The organism is Paenibacillus tianjinensis, from assembly GCF_017086365.1.
In the GTDB taxonomy this organism is placed as follows: domain Bacteria; phylum Bacillota; class Bacilli; order Paenibacillales; family Paenibacillaceae; genus Paenibacillus_AQ; species Paenibacillus_AQ tianjinensis.
This window is the reverse complement of the sequence record NZ_CP070969.1, coordinates 5,537,610-5,553,947: the sequence shown is the minus strand read 5'-3', so window position 1 is coordinate 5,553,947 and position 16,338 is coordinate 5,537,610. Positions and strand designations below refer to the sequence as shown.

The 16,338-nt window shown below is 47.1% G+C and carries 17 protein-coding genes and 1 riboswitch; of the genes, 13 read left to right on the top strand and 4 right to left on the bottom strand.

Annotation, left to right across the window (positions count from 1 at the left end; all coding sequences use genetic code 11):
• Position 1: 1 nt before the first annotated feature.
• Positions 2-92: riboswitch (cyclic di-GMP riboswitch) on the top strand.
• 41 nt (positions 93-133) lie between these two features.
• The 9 genes from JRJ22_RS25805 (at position 134) to JRJ22_RS25765 (ending at position 8,875) form a co-directional block, all read left to right on the top strand.
• Positions 134-1,033, top strand: coding sequence for a DUF6612 family protein (locus JRJ22_RS25805; protein ID WP_206102129.1), 900 nt, complete (start codon positions 134-136; stop codon positions 1,031-1,033).
• A 189-nt stretch (positions 1,034-1,222) separates the two neighbouring features.
• Positions 1,223-2,635 carry an ABC transporter substrate-binding protein gene (locus JRJ22_RS25800; protein WP_206102128.1) on the top strand — a complete coding sequence of 471 codons (1,413 nt, stop codon included), beginning with the start codon at positions 1,223-1,225 and terminating at the stop codon, positions 2,633-2,635.
• A 63-nt stretch (positions 2,636-2,698) separates the two neighbouring features.
• On the top strand, positions 2,699-3,667 hold the full coding sequence (locus JRJ22_RS25795) for a carbohydrate ABC transporter permease (protein WP_206102127.1): 969 nt from the start codon (positions 2,699-2,701) through the stop codon (positions 3,665-3,667).
• Positions 3,668-3,670: 3 nt separating this feature from the next.
• Entirely contained in the window at positions 3,671-4,525 is an 855-nt protein-coding gene (locus JRJ22_RS25790) for a carbohydrate ABC transporter permease (RefSeq protein ID WP_206102126.1), read from the top strand.
• 129 nt (positions 4,526-4,654) lie between these two features.
• On the top strand, positions 4,655-5,146 hold the full coding sequence (locus tag JRJ22_RS25785; RefSeq protein WP_206102125.1) for a cysteine hydrolase family protein: 492 nt from the start codon (positions 4,655-4,657) through the stop codon (positions 5,144-5,146).
• Positions 5,147-5,297: 151 nt separating this feature from the next.
• Positions 5,298-6,434 carry a copper amine oxidase N-terminal domain-containing protein gene (locus tag JRJ22_RS25780; RefSeq protein ID WP_206102124.1) on the top strand — a complete coding sequence of 379 codons (1,137 nt, stop codon included), beginning with the start codon at positions 5,298-5,300 and terminating at the stop codon, positions 6,432-6,434.
• Positions 6,435-6,464: 30 nt separating this feature from the next.
• Positions 6,465-7,349, top strand: a complete 885-nt coding sequence (locus JRJ22_RS25775) for a hypothetical protein (RefSeq protein ID WP_206102123.1) — start codon at positions 6,465-6,467, stop codon at positions 7,347-7,349.
• A gap of 32 nt (positions 7,350-7,381) precedes the next feature.
• On the top strand, positions 7,382-8,185 hold the full coding sequence (locus tag JRJ22_RS25770; RefSeq protein WP_206102122.1) for a phosphotransferase: 804 nt from the start codon (positions 7,382-7,384) through the stop codon (positions 8,183-8,185).
• Positions 8,186-8,209: 24 nt separating this feature from the next.
• Positions 8,210-8,875: a type 1 glutamine amidotransferase family protein gene (locus JRJ22_RS25765; RefSeq protein ID WP_206102121.1), complete on the top strand. Its 666-nt coding sequence runs from the start codon at positions 8,210-8,212 to the stop codon at positions 8,873-8,875.
• A 231-nt stretch (positions 8,876-9,106) separates the two neighbouring features.
• On the opposite strand, the gene JRJ22_RS25760 is transcribed toward JRJ22_RS25765, so the two are convergent.
• Positions 9,107-9,577, bottom strand: coding sequence for a MarR family winged helix-turn-helix transcriptional regulator (locus JRJ22_RS25760; RefSeq protein WP_206102120.1), 471 nt, complete (start codon positions 9,575-9,577; stop codon positions 9,107-9,109).
• Positions 9,578-9,738: 161 nt separating this feature from the next.
• Between JRJ22_RS25760 and JRJ22_RS25755 the strand changes: the two genes are divergently transcribed.
• The 3 genes from JRJ22_RS25755 (at position 9,739) to JRJ22_RS25745 (ending at position 12,318) form a co-directional block, all read left to right on the top strand.
• A complete protein-coding gene (locus JRJ22_RS25755; protein WP_232380956.1) occupies positions 9,739-10,701 on the top strand; it encodes an alpha/beta hydrolase family protein in 963 nt (320 codons plus the stop codon).
• A 335-nt stretch (positions 10,702-11,036) separates the two neighbouring features.
• Positions 11,037-11,456 (top strand): hypothetical protein, encoded by a 420-nt coding sequence (locus JRJ22_RS25750; RefSeq protein ID WP_206102118.1) that lies wholly within the window; start codon positions 11,037-11,039, stop codon positions 11,454-11,456.
• A gap of 94 nt (positions 11,457-11,550) precedes the next feature.
• Positions 11,551-12,318: a formylglycine-generating enzyme family protein gene (locus tag JRJ22_RS25745; protein ID WP_206102117.1), complete on the top strand. Its 768-nt coding sequence runs from the start codon at positions 11,551-11,553 to the stop codon at positions 12,316-12,318.
• A gap of 18 nt (positions 12,319-12,336) precedes the next feature.
• Here JRJ22_RS25745 and JRJ22_RS25740 read toward each other — a convergent pair whose 3' ends face one another.
• From JRJ22_RS25740 to JRJ22_RS25730, 3 genes are all read right to left on the bottom strand, one after another.
• Positions 12,337-12,960 (bottom strand): hypothetical protein, encoded by a 624-nt coding sequence (locus JRJ22_RS25740; protein ID WP_206102116.1) that lies wholly within the window; start codon positions 12,958-12,960, stop codon positions 12,337-12,339.
• Entirely contained in the window at positions 12,941-13,561 is a 621-nt protein-coding gene (locus JRJ22_RS25735) for a hypothetical protein (RefSeq protein ID WP_206102115.1), read from the bottom strand. Before JRJ22_RS25735 ends, JRJ22_RS25740 begins: the two co-directional genes overlap by 20 nt.
• Positions 13,562-13,769: 208 nt before the next feature.
• A complete protein-coding gene (locus tag JRJ22_RS25730) occupies positions 13,770-14,810 on the bottom strand; it encodes an LLM class flavin-dependent oxidoreductase (protein ID WP_206102114.1) in 1,041 nt (346 codons plus the stop codon).
• A gap of 197 nt (positions 14,811-15,007) precedes the next feature.
• Here JRJ22_RS25730 and JRJ22_RS25725 point away from each other — a divergent pair, with 197 nt between their 5' ends.
• Positions 15,008-16,273, top strand: a complete 1,266-nt coding sequence (locus tag JRJ22_RS25725) for a peptidase G2 autoproteolytic cleavage domain-containing protein (RefSeq protein WP_206102113.1) — start codon at positions 15,008-15,010, stop codon at positions 16,271-16,273.
• Positions 16,274-16,338 lie beyond the last annotated feature (65 nt).

Genomic DNA, 16,338 nt, shown 5'->3' with positions numbered 1-16,338 from the left:
TCCGCGTTAAAGGTAAAATCCCCGAAAGAGGATGACACAAAGCCATGGGTCTAAAGCCGAAGATAGAAGGTCATGATCGCCAGGCTGCATAGGGATATCTATGATTAACGCAAGGACCCGAAAGGGGAACTACATGAAGAAGGTTTCAAAAACGGTAGGTACAATTATGGCTGCGGGTGCATTGCTGCTGTCAGGAACGGTGGGCTGGATGCCTGGTCCTGAAGTAGCCTCAGCAGCAGCGACAGCTGCCAAACCGCCTACCGTGGATCAAGTCATCGGCAAAGTAACGGCAGCTGCCAAAACGCTGAAGAATTTCCACCTGGATGTAATCAAGAAACAGGAGATTCAGACCGGCGGAGTGAAGGTCAGCAACACCAACACACTGAAGCTGGATATCAACCGTCTGCCGAATTTTGCAGCAGCAGGCAGCGTGGATATCAGTTTACTGGAAACATCCTACGATTTATATGCCAATGATAAGGAATTCTACTATCTTGTAGACGGAAGCGAACTTATTGCTGATTCTGAGGATACAGCCGCAGATACCGGAGAAGACGGAGAGGTTAGCAGCTCTGATGCAGTAACAGACGGCGACGGAGAGCCCATCGATCCTGATGCACAGTATTGGCTCGGACTGGAGAAGCAGGAATGGGAGTCTTTTTATTCCAAAGCCCAGTATGATCCTGCATCGATGCTGAATTCGGTCAAAAATGTTAAAAAGTCGATGAAAGTCACTACTGTCGGCACCCAGACCGTTCTGCAGGTTACGGTAACCGATCCGGCAGCGGCTAAGGGACTCATTGCCCTCTATGACCAGGAAAATCTCTGGGACGGCGAGACGCTGGAGCCGAAAAGCGCGACCTGGAAATTGTTCCTCAATACCAAGACCTGGCAGACAGAAAAGCTGACCGTTGATCTGAGTTATGCGCTGGCTTCGGACGGAACGAAAGATACATATACTACAAAAATTGAAGCTAAATATTCTAAGAACAACAAGGTTACAACGATTACAAAACCTGCTGAACTAGAATAATAGAACATTAGAGAGCATGGAGACACCCAGGTATGGCCCGGGTGTCTTTTTTTGTCTAATAGGGAGTGAAATCCAAAAATAGTGGAATTTCTCCCAATGGCAGGTGACTTATGTCCGGGGTCCCTAGGTTCTATAATATGAATGCGGTTACATAAAACCGAGTGATTAAGAAAAAAGGGGAGGCAAAGTATGAAAAGTATGAAACGTGTTTTAGTAGGAATCTCCACATTGCTCGTGATGTCATCTGCTCTCGCAGCGTGCGGCGGTAACTCAAATTCAAACTCGAACTCAAACGCATCAAGCCCAACTACAGCCCCGGCTGCAAACGCTACCGAAGCTCCGGCAAAGAGCAATGGCGAGAAAGTCACCATCAATCTCTGGAGCTTCACGGATGAGATTCCGAACATGACCAAAAAGTATCTGGAAATCCATCCTGAAGCGAATGTGGAGTTCAAAACCACGGTAATCGCTACTACCGATGGCGCTTACCAGCCGGCTCTTGACCAGGCGCTGGCCGCTGGCGGTAAAGATGCCCCGGACATTTATGCAGCTGAATCAGCATTCGTGCTCAAGTATACGCAAGGCGACGCTTCCAGCTATGCCGCTAATTATGCTGACCTGGGTCTGGATGACCAGTTAGTTAAGGATGCGGGCATTGCTCAATACTCCGTGGACATCGGCTCCAAAGACGGACAGCTGAAGGGTCTTGGCTATCAGGCAACTGGTGGTGCCTTTATCTATCGCCGCTCGCTTGCCAAGGATGTGTTTGGAACAGACGATCCTGCTACAATCAAAACCGAAATTGGCCCGGGTTGGGATAAGTTCTTCGAAGCAGCTGCCAAGGTAAAAGCTAAGGGTTATGGCATGGTATCCGGTGACGGAGACATTTGGCACCCGATCGAGAACAGTTCAGACACAGGCTGGATTGTTGACGGCAAGCTTCACATTGATCCTAAGCGTGAAGCGTTCCTGGATCTCTCTAAAAAGCTGAAAGACAATGGCTATTACAACGATACAACTGACTGGACAGAAGCTTGGTTCGCAGATATGTCCGGTTCAGGCGCTCAACCGGTATTCGGCTTCTTCGGTCCTGCTTGGCTCATCAACTATACGATGAAAGATCAAGTGAAAGATACAAGCGGCGACTGGGCTGTAACTGAGCCGCCAACAGGATTCTTCTGGGGAGGTACTTGGTTGCTTGCCAACCAACAAGTTACCAAGGATGATGCTAAGAAACAAGCCGTTGCTGACTTTATCAAATGGGTAACACTCGATACTTCCGAAACAGGCCTCCAATATTACTGGGCTAACGGCACTATGAAGGAAGGCGAGCAAGGTACTAAGGATAGCGTAGCTTCCTCCGTAGTTATGGGCAAATCCAATGGTGAAGTTCCATTGCTCGGCGGGCAGAATATGTTCGATGTATTTGTTCCAGCTAATGCTAACGCTTCCGGTAAGAACTTGACTCAGTACGATGAAACGATCAATAAGCTCTGGCGTGATCAGGTACGTGAGTACACAGCGGGCAACAAGTCCCGTGATAAAGCGCTTGAAACCTTCAAACAGCAAGTTAAAGACCAGCTTAACATTGAAAGCGAATAAGCGGTAGCAGAAGGGGCGGGCGAGTTTTTCCGCCCCTAATATCAATTAATATGAGGTGAGAGCATGCGCCGCAAAGGTGTTAACTATTCGAAATTCGGCTATATTTTTACCTTTCCATTTGTCCTGGCATTTCTGATTTTCTCGCTGTATCCCATTTTATATACGGCATTCATCGGATTCACCAATATGCAGGGACTCATACCGAAACCAATCCACGTTCTGGATAATCCTTTTCAAAACTTCAAAGATCTCCTGTTTGACAACCCTTCATTCAGGAAGTCTCTAATCAATACGGGAGTACTCTGGATTCTCAACTTTGTTCCCCAGATTATCCTCGCACTCCTGCTCACTGCATGGTTCACGAATGTGCGTCTGAACATAAAGGGTAAAGGCCTGTTCAAGGTTTTGCTCTATATGCCTAATATTATCACTGCGAGTACAATCGCCGTACTATTCAGCACTTTGTTTGCCTATCCGGTAGGCCCTGTGAATAGCTTTTTTGATATGATGGGATGGTCCCACGCACCGATTAACTTCCTTCAGGATAAGTCAACGGCACGTGGCATTGTGGCGTTCATCCAATTCTGGATGTGGTACGGTAACACGATGATCATTCTTATTGCTGGCGTTATGGGTATCAATCCTGCGCTCTTTGAATCTGCGGCGATTGATGGTGCTAACGGGTTCCAGACCTTCTTCCGCATTACGCTGCCGAGCCTGCGTACCATTTTATTGTTCACATTGATTACATCCATGGTCGGTGGTTTGACTATGTTCGATATTCCGCAGCTGTTCCTTGCAGGCGGACCGGATGACTCTACCCTCACCACTTCTATGTTTATCTACGGGCAAGCGTTCAAGGGCAGCTATCTGTACAACCGCGCTGCAGCAGCGAGCATGATCATGTTCGTGATTTCCGGGGTTCTGTCAGGATTCCTCTTCTACCTGATGCGTGACCGTGATGAAGCTAAATTGAAAAAAGCACAAAAAACTTATAGAAAAGCTGTCAAAGCGGCCGTGAGGGAGGTGTAGACCATGGAAAAAATTAAGAAAAGCAGTGCTGTTAACACAAAAATAAGCAAGACAATCATTTATATCATCTGTATCCTCTTGGCGGTGCTCAGTATTCTTCCGTTCTGGATCATGTTTGTCAATGCCACGCGCTCTACACCAGAAATCCAAAGCGGCCTTTCACTGCTTCCTTCTTCCCACTTAATGAGAAATCTGCAGGTGCTGCTCGACAAAAGCTTTGATCCGCTGCAAGGATTTATGAATTCATTTATTATTTCCACTTTTGCAACGCTTTGCACAGTCTATTTCTCGTCCTTGGCCGCCTATGGACTTGTGACCTATAAATGGAAGCTGCGCAAGCCATTCTTTACTTTCATTATTTGCGTAATGATGATTCCATCCCAGGCCAGCGCAATCGGTTTCTATCAGTTTATGTATAAACTGCATTGGACCAATAGCTTCCTTCCGCTGATTCTGCCTGCAATTGCAGCGCCTGCGGTAGTCTTCTTCATGCGCCAGTATCTGCTGGCAACGTTGTCCCATGAGATTGTAGAAGCTTCACGTGTGGATGGTTCCGGTGAAATCAAGACATTCAACCGGATTATCCTGCCGCTGATGATGCCAGCTGTAGCGACACAGGCGATCTTTGCCTTTGTAGCCAACTGGAATAACCTGTTCATGCCGATGATACTGCTGACCAGGAAGGAAAAATATACGTTGCCGATCATGGTAAGCTTACTTAAGGGTGATATTTACAAGCAGGAGTTCGGCTCAATCTATATGGGATTGGCTTTGACATCTCTGCCGCTGTTCGTGGTTTACTTCCTGTTATCCCGGTATATTATTGCGGGTGTAGCACTCGGAGGCGTGAAGGAATAACGAATTTTATCGGCCCGTTCAGAAGATCGCCTCATTTCAAATGAGCGGTCTTTTTTTCTTGCTTCCGTTGGCTTCACGCCTGCAATGTTGTACGATATCGGCATAACGTTTCATACAAGGAGGTTCTTAATGAAGCTGGGCTATTTGATTATCGATATGCAGGAAATCCACGTGCGGGAGCATGTGGACAAGAAAACACTGGACCGAGCCTGTGAATATATCAATTATGTCTCGGATATACTCCGGGCGAAGGACCAGCTGATCATCCACATTCAGGATATTGAAGGCATGGAGGAAGCAACGAAGGAACATTATAATATCATTCCCGAAGTTCAAGTATCGGATAGTGATCTGAAGGTAACCAAAGAGTATTCCAATGCGTTCTGGAAGACGGAGCTGGAGCAGATCTTGAAGGATCATGGTGTTGAGCTGCTGATTATCTCCGGCTTCTCGGCTGAGCATTGCGTCCAATTCACCTATAACGGGGCGAGTGAGCGCGGCTTCCGGCCGGTTCTGCTGCAAAATGGAATTCTGAGCGCACACAGCGACGTAATCATTTCTGCACACAGAGACCGCAACCTGATCTCTTATCCGGTAATCCCTTATCTGATTAATCAATAAACGTTGAAGACACCCTGTCCGTCAGCAGTAGTTGTTACTGCAGGCAGACGGGGTGTCTTTATATGAAAGCGGGATGTGCCGCTTATAGAAACTTTTTCCAATCTGCTTCGTCCAATATTAAAGATAACTATGATGAGGGGAGATTGCAGAGATGAGAAATTGGAAGCTTTCAATTGGTATTCTGGCGGCAGCGATCGCTTTAAGTCCGGGTTCCGTGTCCGCTGCGGCGGACAGCCATATTCTGTTGAATTACAAAGAGACTTTACTCGGGAGCAGCCAGGTGGTTATGGGGGGAACTACGCTTGTTCCGCTGCAGCAGCTGGCACAGACGATGGGCTATGCCCTTAGCTGGAACCAGAGCACAAAGACTGCTAAGCTCGTTCGTCCCGGACGCGAAGTTACAGTGACAGCTGGTGTGATCAACTCCACCATAGACGGTAAAGCTTCAGCCTTGACCAATGCGCCACGGATCCTCAAAGGCAAAATTTATGTGCCGCTGGTGTCGGCGGTCAGTGCAATGGGCGGCAAAACGGTGTACGACAAAAGCAGCGACAGCCTGAATATTGTGGATGAGCTCCGTTATTCGGTCGCTTCTGCCCAAGGCAGACTATACTGGGTCTCGCAAAAAAATGGTGATGTCTTCTACAGCGCTTCATCTGCCGGCAAGCCTGTGCTGATCGGCGAACTTCCGTTTGCTGATTTGCCGTACACACACGCCCTGGAAATTAAGAGCGTCGGAAAGGGAATCGACCTGCTGCTGCTTACGGATAACCACTATGCGATGTTTAATGACTTCAGCAATGGTTACCAGGCTCTGATTCAAGGCGGCAGAATTTTGAAGCAAATGGACTATCACTACAGCGGCACTTCCTATGTCAAGGCCCCGCTGTTAAAGACTTCCCAGCTCTACATGACCGATGGTGGGAACATTCAGTACATTAACAGTGATGGCAGTCTAGGGAAGCTCTTTGACCTGGAGAGTATCACAGGAACGGAAGGAAACTTCTCCGTCGAGTACGCTGCCGAAGATATGATCCTGGTGCGCCTGATGACAAACACACACTTGTATGCCATTCATACGGTGAGCGGACTAAGCACGAATCTGAGCGAGGCGTTGATCAGTACCGAAGACCGCAAGGAATGGGATCAGGCGGATGGATCGGATTCTTTTATTCTGAGTAAAATGCTGGTGCTGAAGAAGCGGGAGGGCAATGTGATGACATTCACCTATGCTACACTGCCAGACGGGAAGGTAAAGACTGTAACGTATAATGTGACTTCGCAGTAAAAACGGTGCAGATGAAGAGAGGAATTGAACGTGATGACTTACAGATATCAAACGCCAATATTGCTTGAACAGCTCCGGAGCTGGCAGATGGAGATTGCCTCGGAGGTTCCTTATCTCGAGCCCCCTACAGGACTGTATCTGGGAATCGACCGTAGTGACACAGGTTACTTTTGCACGCCTGTAGATGCTGTGAGTTTTGCCCGGACGGGCTCGGATGGAGAACACTTTGCGTTTCTGAGTGATTTTGGGACTGCCATGAGTCTGGCGGAAGCCCCGGTTATTCGTGTTATGCCGATGGAGTCTCAGCATACCCGGCTGGTAGCCCGGAATTTGTTCGATTTCTTCTGTCTGCATTTTTATGATAAATTGCTGCTGCTTGATGAGTTTAGCAGTGAGGAGGAGTATCTCGAAACTGTTCAGGAGCAGACTGACGGGCAGGAAAGTACGGAGTGGTTTGATCGAGACCGCTGGAGGCGAGAACAGGCCCAGGTAACCGCATGGGCTGCGGGACAATTTCATTTTGCGCCGATTCCGCGGGCTTGGCAATACCAGCAGGAGCTTCGTGCGGAGCGCCAGCGGAACGTTCGCGTTGCAACCAATGATACCTTGGGTGTTCTGGCGCTGAACGGACAAACGGGAATCCTCTCTGCGGAAATACCTGATCATTTAACAGCTGAGGAGGATCTGGAGGAATTACAGGTTTATTTTCGCTCAGCGGAAAAGGAAGTGAAGCTCGCATTCATCCGCAATATGCAGCATTCTGCATGTTCAGACCCGCTGCTGGTTAAATGGTGTGCCGGGGAACTGGCAGGGATGGGGATGCCGGAGATAGCAGAGAATCTGCGCGTGCGGCTGATAATTAGGCGGGAAAGAGCTGTATATCTAATCTACGGACGAGAAGCAGAGTTTATGTAGATCCGCTTGTCTCTTCTATAGGGGGGAATTTAATGACAAACCAGGATAACGAAGAAATGCTAACAGGTGGAAATGTCTCTAATGTTTATCGTTCGGGAGGCACTGTACGACGCGAATTAAAACCGGATAGTTACAGAATTCATAAACTATTAAAGCATTTAGAGAATAAAGGTTTCAGTTATGCACCAAAATTTATAGGAATCGATGAAAAAGGAAGAGAGATATTATCCTATATTGAAGGAGAAGCGGGTAATTATCCATTAAAAAAATACATGTGGTCAGATGATTGCTTAATCGAAATAGCAAAAATGCTCCGCTTTTATCATGATTCTGTGCAAGATTTTTCATTTGATGAGAGCTGGGAATTGCTAGATCTCACACCCCAACCCGTTGAAGTGCTGTGTCATAATGATTTTGCGATGTACAACATTATTTTTAATCATGAAAGGCCAATAGGTATTATTGATTTTGACCATGCGGCACCTGGTCCAAGACTTTACGACATAGCCTATACTCTCTATACTTGCGTCCCCTTAAGCAGGCTTCATCTTTCGGAATCAGGGGAAGTCATTCATTATAATTCATTTGAGCATGCTAATCGTATAAAACAAAGGGTTGCCTTGTTTTTTGAATCTTACGGTAAGGAAGTAGAAGAATATTTGGAAATGGTATTACTGCGATTAGAAGGGTTATGTAAAACAATGGTAAGAAAGAGCAGTGAAGGTGATCTTGCTTTTCAAAAAATGATAGAAGAAGGGCATCTTGAACATTATCAAAGCGATATTAAATTCATTCGGGAACATGGAAAAGAGTGGATTTGTTCAGCTAACGCCTAATGAGATGAGAGGAGGCAATTAAGTTTGAGTACTCACTACTATTTCAGTTGGTTTAATAATTCTTTTCCAGAGAAGCTGGTCCATTGTTTACATAAGGATATACAAGACAGAAAATCGCTTGTTATGATTAGCGCTGAACCGTCCGGTTATACAGGTGAGCAAATGAACGTTGAAGATATTCTTGAATGTACATGGTTAAACCAGGCTAACCTTATTTTTGATGAATATCATTTCATTGATTACCGCACGCAGAAGGAAGATGCCCGGCGATTCATTCAGGGCGCTTCTGTCATTTTGTTATGCGGTGGAGATCCGGTTTTGCAAAACGATTTTTTGGAGGATTATGAATTATCAAAGGTTATTAAGAACAGCAATGCCGTTATAGTGGGTGCCAGCGCCGGAGCGATAAACATGGCTGCAAAATGGTTAAGCTTGAATGATACTGATGAAGTTGAATCAAGTACTATTTATGATGGTATTGGCTTGGATCATTTTGCCTATGAATCTCATTCTAAACGTGACTATGCTACGTTTGTTCAAGGTTACCTGTTCCCCTTGTCTGAAGAGATTGATGTTTATGCGGCAGAACAGGAAAGTGCAATGCGTGTGAAGGACGGCATTATTGAAATAATGGGTCCTGTATATTTAATTTCCCACTCCAAGATTCAGAAATTGGCTGAGACGCTCTAATTAGGCTTACAGCAAATCATCTCAGGTCTTAATATCCCCAGGACTTATTATTGGGCAGCAATGATAAGTTTTTTATTAAACAGCATGGAGCAGTTTGCCAGTCGGGAACTGCTCCTTTTTGATAAGCTAACGGGCAGTTATCTTGCTTTTGGAAAACAAAAGCCCCCTCCATTGTTTTGGTGGAAGAGGCCGGTTTAATTCACGTTCAAAATATTTGCTTAAAATACGCGATCATGGCGTCGGGGCATTATAAGATGCTGCAGACCCTTTTTTTGTTCTTTCCGCCAGCTTCGTAATCGATTCCACGTCTTGATCGGTTAATTGATCCAGAAAATGTTTGCGTATGGCCATGGAGACGATGGGACGGGCATCATTCAAGGCTGATTTGCCAACGGGAGTAATAATGACCTGAACACCGCGATCGGTGTCTAATGGCTTCCTCATCACCAGCCTGCGTTTCTCCATCCGCGTCAGATGATGTGACAATCGGCTCTTATCCCAGTCCATGGATTCGGCCAGCTCCTGTTGGCGAAGGCTGCCGTCCCCCACAAGGTCTAACCGATCCAGTACTCCATAATCGCCCTCTGATAGTCCGGTGTGATCGGACATCTCTTTGATTACGCGACCGAAGATGCTGTGAAAGGAGCCTTTCCACTTATACCATAATTGAATTTCTTCTTCGTTCAGTTCGCTCTTATCCATATAATCATCATATCATAGTTGACGTGTCAACGTAAACATGCTACAGTTATTTAAGATTGACACGTCAACCAAACTAATAAAAGAAGGAACCATCCTAAAAAGGGTGGTCCAAAAAAAGGAGTGTGTTACTAATGCAGGCTAATCCAAAGGGAGAGCGTTCCATGAGCAAGCCGTTCACTGAAGCTGCCGGTATTCCTGTCAACGATCCCACCCCTGTTATAACCTTCAGCCCCGTGGTGCTGTCGGTCCCAGGTCGGATTGTGGATTTGCAGATCAAGGTCTCTGCGCCCTCGACGGGGAGCGACCTGCCCGTAATTCTTCTGTCGCACGGCCATGGGCCTTCGAACTTCGTATCATCCCTACACGGCTACGGGCCCATCGCAAACTTCTGGGCAGCTCACGGTTTCGTCGTGATCCAGCCCACTCACTTGGACTCGAAGGCGCTGGGCCTGCGTGAATCGGATAACCCAGAGGCACCGTTGTATTGGCGGTCCCGAGTGGAGGACATGCGCTACATTCTCGATCACCTGGACCAGATCGAGGCTGCTGTTCCAGGGCTCGGCGGGCGACTAGACCAAGGCCGGATCGCCGCAGTCGGGCATTCAATGGGTGGGCATACGGTAGGAATGTTGTGTGGACAGGGCGTTACGGACCCGGTGGACGGGACGAAGGTGAACCTGGCCGACCCTCGGATCAAGGTGGGTGTACTGTTGGCAGCGCCGGGCAAAGGCGAGGACCTCGCCGCATTCGCATCCGAGCACTACCCAGTCTTGGGAACAACTAGCTTTGCTGCAATGACAACGCCAGCTCTCGTCGTCGTGGGTGAGAACGACTGGAACCCCGCGTTCTCCGATCGCAAAGATTGGCGTGCTGATGCGTACTTCCAGAGCCCCGGCCCCAAATGCCTGTTGACACTGTTCGGAGCAGAGCACGGGCTCGGTGGGGTGTCCGGATACGACGCGAAGGAAACGACCGACGAAAACCCCGAGCGCGTGGCTATGCTGCGAGCGCTCGTCTGGTCCTATCTCCGTACCGCGTTCTACCCTGAAGACCCCGCCTGGCCTGCAGCGTGTGCCGCGTTGATGGATACGCCTAATCCGCTGGGTATTATCGAATGTAAATGAAGCTTTAAAGAAGCACACGATACTATTATACAAAGAGTAAAAATACAAATGTTCATTGGGCGGACTGGTCATACCCTCACCGCCTCACGCTTGGTTGCGTCGTGATATTGTCGGGGACAAGGACAAATTCATCCATTAGAAGCCGCGAATAGCGCGGCTTTTTTATTTTAGTGATGCAAGATCTTGTCCAAGGCTCAGGACAAGTCCTTGTATTCATTCCCGATTTAGGATAAGAACTTGCATTAATTGCCTAAGTGGGAATTTGGCATTAAGCTAGCGATCGGCTGCTTTTATTAAACTAACGGGCAGTTTAGATTTTAAGAAAAGAGGTGTTCGTGGTATTATTTGTAATTATTGGTTGTGAAATAAATGGATTATTTGAAAATGGGGGAAATCAAAATATGGGACGTAAAATTCAACTAATGGAAACCTACGTAAATATCGACTTTGGAAACTCACCCTTTTTAAAATTAGATAAAGGATTGCAAATTCCATACTCTTCAATCATAGGAATAACAACAGGTAGACCGATACCAAATGCTTTTAAACTATATGGTGCTTTATTAGGAGAAATGAGAAATGGGTTATTTAGATCAGAGGGTGGTTATCAACTGCACTTTTTTGAGAATGAGCTTAAAACTCTTCATTTAGATTTGAATAGCTTTAAAGTTGGTAAGTTCAAAATATCAAAGTTGATCATTGGTGTTGAAAATCCTGAAGAAATAAGTAAAAACATTTCCGAAAGAGTAAAGTGATAATTAGTTGATGAACTGTTCTTTGAACTAACGAAGAACGATAGCGTAAAGAGCAGACTGCTAATGAAAAGAATTGAAGCGACAGGGGATCAATATGACAATGGGGAAGTACGAAAGTAACGGTGAGCATTTAATAAAAGACTTAATAAATTTGATGGTACCAATAGAAAGTGGGACCGTTGAATTACGCGATTATATTAATATGAATAAATGGCTTAGTTCTGATTACACTTTAGCTGACCCTGGAAGAAAGAGTGATAGAAAGGTTGTCACATGGACTGCATCAATTGAACCTTTCTATGTAATGAAGTATCAGGTAACACAGCATTTGTATCATTTTGTCATGCATGATGATGTAGAACCTAATGAAAATAAACAGCCAATAACGGATGTTTCGTGGTTAGATTCGCTTGTCTTTTGTAACAAATTGTCCAGAATACTTGATAGGACTGAATGCTACACAATCGCACATGAAAGTGAGAAGACTATCTATAACAAAGATGCGAATGGCTTTCGATTATTAACAGACGCTGAATGGCAGTATGCATGCAAAGCGGGAACCAAGGGATATCGGTATGATGAAATTGATAAAATTGCATGGTATAAAGGGAACTCTAATGGATCAGTCCAGCAAGTCGGAAAGCTGCTTCCTAATCCTTGGGGGCTTTACGATATGATCGGGAATGTCTGGGAATGGTGCTGGGATCTGTATGATACTAAACGTTATGGGAACTATAGGGTCTTTCGGGGAGGCAGTTGGGCTGAAGTCGAGAACAATTGTGGATCTACAATTAGAAGGAAAAGCATGCCTGATTTTAAGACGGATGACCTTGGCTTTAGAATAGCATGCGGAAAGTATTAATGAATTAATGCGTCTTTTTTATGACGTTTCCCCTATAATCCGCTTGATCCCTGTCTCATAAAAAGGGTACATATTCTCAAGTTCCATAATATGCGTTTGGATGGGCACTCCATACATTAAAGCAAATAATTGAGATACTACTTCATTATACTGGGAAGGATGTATCGTTTTTATCTCCGAGAGATGGTAGATAAACACTTGCTGCAGGCTCAGCGGCTCTACCTGTTGTTCAAATGCTTCCTTATTAAACAAATAATACTCATAAGGTGAAGGCTCGATAGCGGGTGGTTTTTCGGTAAGCTTACTGTAATATTGAATGAGTGATAACATGATTTTTTTACCGGGAACCGTATCCTCACAAATCGATTGAAATACGTTATACAATCCTGCTTCACCTGTATACCTTTTGCGGTGTATATCAAAACTTCTATCATAAAGCCACTTACAAATAAAGTAGTCTAACACCTGTTCTTTGTAGCTGAAATTTTTAAAAAAAGTTACTTTAGTTGTATTAATGTTAGAACACAGTTCTTCAAGGGTTAAATCATTAATACTTTTCATTCTCAGCAGACGAAGCATCTCTTCCAGAATAGAAACCCTCAGAAGAGCTGCCTTTTTTTCTCTAATCCCGAAATTCTCCATCTATTTGCTCCTTCTTGGATCTGCTTCTAATCCAGGCTACACCGTTTACTAGCAAAATAGCGATAACCACAATATAAAATACTACCGTTGATATACTTTTGATAATTGTAAAAGTACTTGCAACAAATACAAGGCTTATTGGAACTGCCGCTTTGTACGCAAGCATCGTGAATATCATAATGTTCTCCAGGTAATCAAATAACATTGCAGCTATTGGGAGGGCTAATACGGCTTTTGATAAAGAGGAGTATATAGGTAATGCCGATGTATTCTTCACCTTATTATATAGACGAATCAGCAAAATGAAAGTAGATAATCCAGTCAAGCAATTTAGGATAGGAAACAAAATATCGAGGGGTAACTGCACATGCAGATAGAGTGTATAGCCTTCTTCAGATAACTGAGTTAGAAACTTATGCGCATACTCATAAGTATACCCCAAAGGATTCATATCAAAGATCAGGAGACCGCCAGCCTCCCGGCTTGTTCGTGGAATAGAATAGTTCTGCATGATGGCATAAATAGATTGGGACAATAATAGAAACAGCAACCATAGCTTAACCGTTACAGCTTCAAGACCTTTAGCCAGCCTATTTATCATGAGAAGACCTCCAGGGATTTTAATTTACTTCGGTAAATAAATTAACTCAAGTTAATTATAATATATGGGGAAGCCGGCTCAAAGTCAACATCAGGACAGGATAGTTTCAATAAATGAATTATTAGGGTGTCAAACGCTAAAAAAGAGATGTTCCATGAGCCGGATATACGGCCATTAGAACATCTCTTTGGTTCGTTATTAATAAAATTTAGCCCCGGGCCAGCTCTTGGCGTACGATCGGAGCCACCTTGGTTCCCAGCAGCTCAATAGCGCGCAGAACCTCACGGTGCGGCATGGTGCCGACATTGACATGCAGGAAGAAGCGGGTCACGCCGAGATTTTTATGCAGCAAAATAATTTTCTCCGCCACATATTCGGAATCGCCGACATACAGCGCCCCGCGCAGGCTGCGGGCATCGTCGTAAGTGGCACGGTTATAAGTCTGGCCCCAGCCGCGTTCGCGTCCGATAACATTCATCTGTGCTTGGGTGGAAGGGTAGAACAAGGCAGCAGCCTGCTCTGTAGTTTCTCCGACAAAGCCGTGGGAATGGGTTGCAATCTGCAGCTTGTCGGGGTTATGCCCGGCCGAGGCAGCAGCCTCCTTGTATAGCTTAACCAGCGGAGCGAACCTTTCCGGCATTCCGCCGATGATGGCGAACGCAACTGGAAGGCCCAGCATGCCTGCGCGGATCGCCGACTCGGGATTTCCGCCTGTCGCAATCCACACCGGCAGCGGGTCCTGCACAGCCCGCGGGTAGACCGGCAGGTTATCAATGGCAGGACGGTGGCCGCCGCGCCAGGTTACCTTCTCGGAGGCACGGATCGCCAGGAGCAGCTCCAGCTTTTCTTCGAATAATTCGTTATAATCGTCCAGGCTGTAGCCGAACAGCGGGAAGGATTCAATAAAGGAACCGCGCCCTGCCATAATCTCCGCCCGGCCGTTCGAGATGCCGTCGAGGGTGGAGAATGCCTGATAGACCCGGACCGGATCATCCGAGGACAGTACCGTGACGGCACTGGTAAGCCGGATGTTCTTGGTCATTGCCGCTGCAGCAGCCAGTACTACGGCAGGCGCGCTTCCGGCGTAATCGGCGCGGTGATGCTCTCCTATTCCATATACGTCCAGCCCGACCTGGTCGGCAAGTACGATCTCCTCTACCGCTTCACGCAATCTTTCGGCATGGCTGATTACTTTGCCGGTCACCGGGTCCGGTGTGGTTTCCAAAAATGTGCTGATTCCAATCTCCATGTTCGTCTGCCTCCTTCTTCATGAATCTATTTTACTATACTTTTTAATGTTTCTCAACTTTAGTAAGTGAAATGAGTGGTCTTTAATTGGAGGTATAGGAGAATGCGCCAATTTGGAACACTTGGACCGATTTGCCGTTACTGGCCTTCACCATGGGACATAGCTTATTGTATTACGGACGAAAGCGGTGATCAGGAGTGGAGAATGGGGCAGGAAATATGGCGGAGGCTGCAGCCGCTCATTCGGAAGGCTATTCTACACAAGCCGGCGGGGAGAGCTCCCATGCCGAGGGCAGCACTACGATTGCCAGCGGCAGTGCGGCACATGCTGAAGGGCATCTTACGCAGGCAACGAACGATACGGCCCATGCGGAAGGCACGGCAACGACAGCCAGCGGAGAAGCATCGCATGCCGAAGGATATTTAACCCGTGCAACCGGCAATAGTACGCATGCAGAGGGAGCAGTGACGCTGGCAGCCGGAGCGGAGGCTCACGCCGAAGGCAACAGTACCCAGGCTTTGGGCGATCATTCGCATGCTGAAGGGCATACCACGACCGCTAGCGGCACAGCCGCTCATGCGGAAGGGGCAAACACGGTGGCAGGCGGCTCGTTCGCCCATGCGGAAGGTGTAAGCAGCGTCTCCAGCGGGGCTTATGCCCATGCAGAGGGCGCGGGCACCACTGCCGATGGCCAGGCTTCCCACGCAGAGGGATTCATGACCCAGGCCTTTGGGGCGAATTCCCATGCCGAAGGCGAGAACACGATGGTTATGCCGGTTCACGCAGGTGCGCATATTATGGGCCAGAACGGTACCACCCGGTTTGCCTACTCCTGGCATCTGGCGAACGGGCTGACGGTGGGACCCAGCCTTAATTCTGCAGTGATCGAAGGAGCAACAGGCAATTTGTATTTGGATGGTACAGTCATTTCCCCGGCAGCGGCCGATTATGCGGAGATGTTCGAAACGGCTGACGGCCTGGCACTGGAGCCTGGATATTTTGTCACCTTTGACAGTGCCGGCGGGAAGATCCGCAAGGCCACCTCCGGGGATTCCTATATTCTCGGTGTAGTGAGTGCAAGACCGGCGATCCTGGCGGATTCAAGCGATCTGCGCTGGCATAAGCTGTTCGTCACGGATGAGTGGGACCGGATTCTATATCAGGAGGTAGAGGTTCCGGAGGTCAGAGATCCGGAGGGCAACGTGCTCCGCACCGCTACAACCAAAACAGAGCCGGTCTTAAATCCCGACTGGAACGCTTCACAGGCCTATATCCCGCGTACCGAAAGAGAGGAATGGGTCGCGGTAGGCATCCTCGGCAAGCTGCTTGTCCGCGATGACGGCACTTGCCAGCCGGGAAGCTACTGCATGCCGAATGATGATGGAATTGCGACTGCCGCCCCAACCGGGTACCGTGTATTGAACAGAACGCGTGATGACCAAATCCGTATTTTTGTGAGATAACTGAATATGTATGTTTTCGCAGAAACGGATACCGTCCTAATGAACGGTACCCGTTTCTTTTTGCG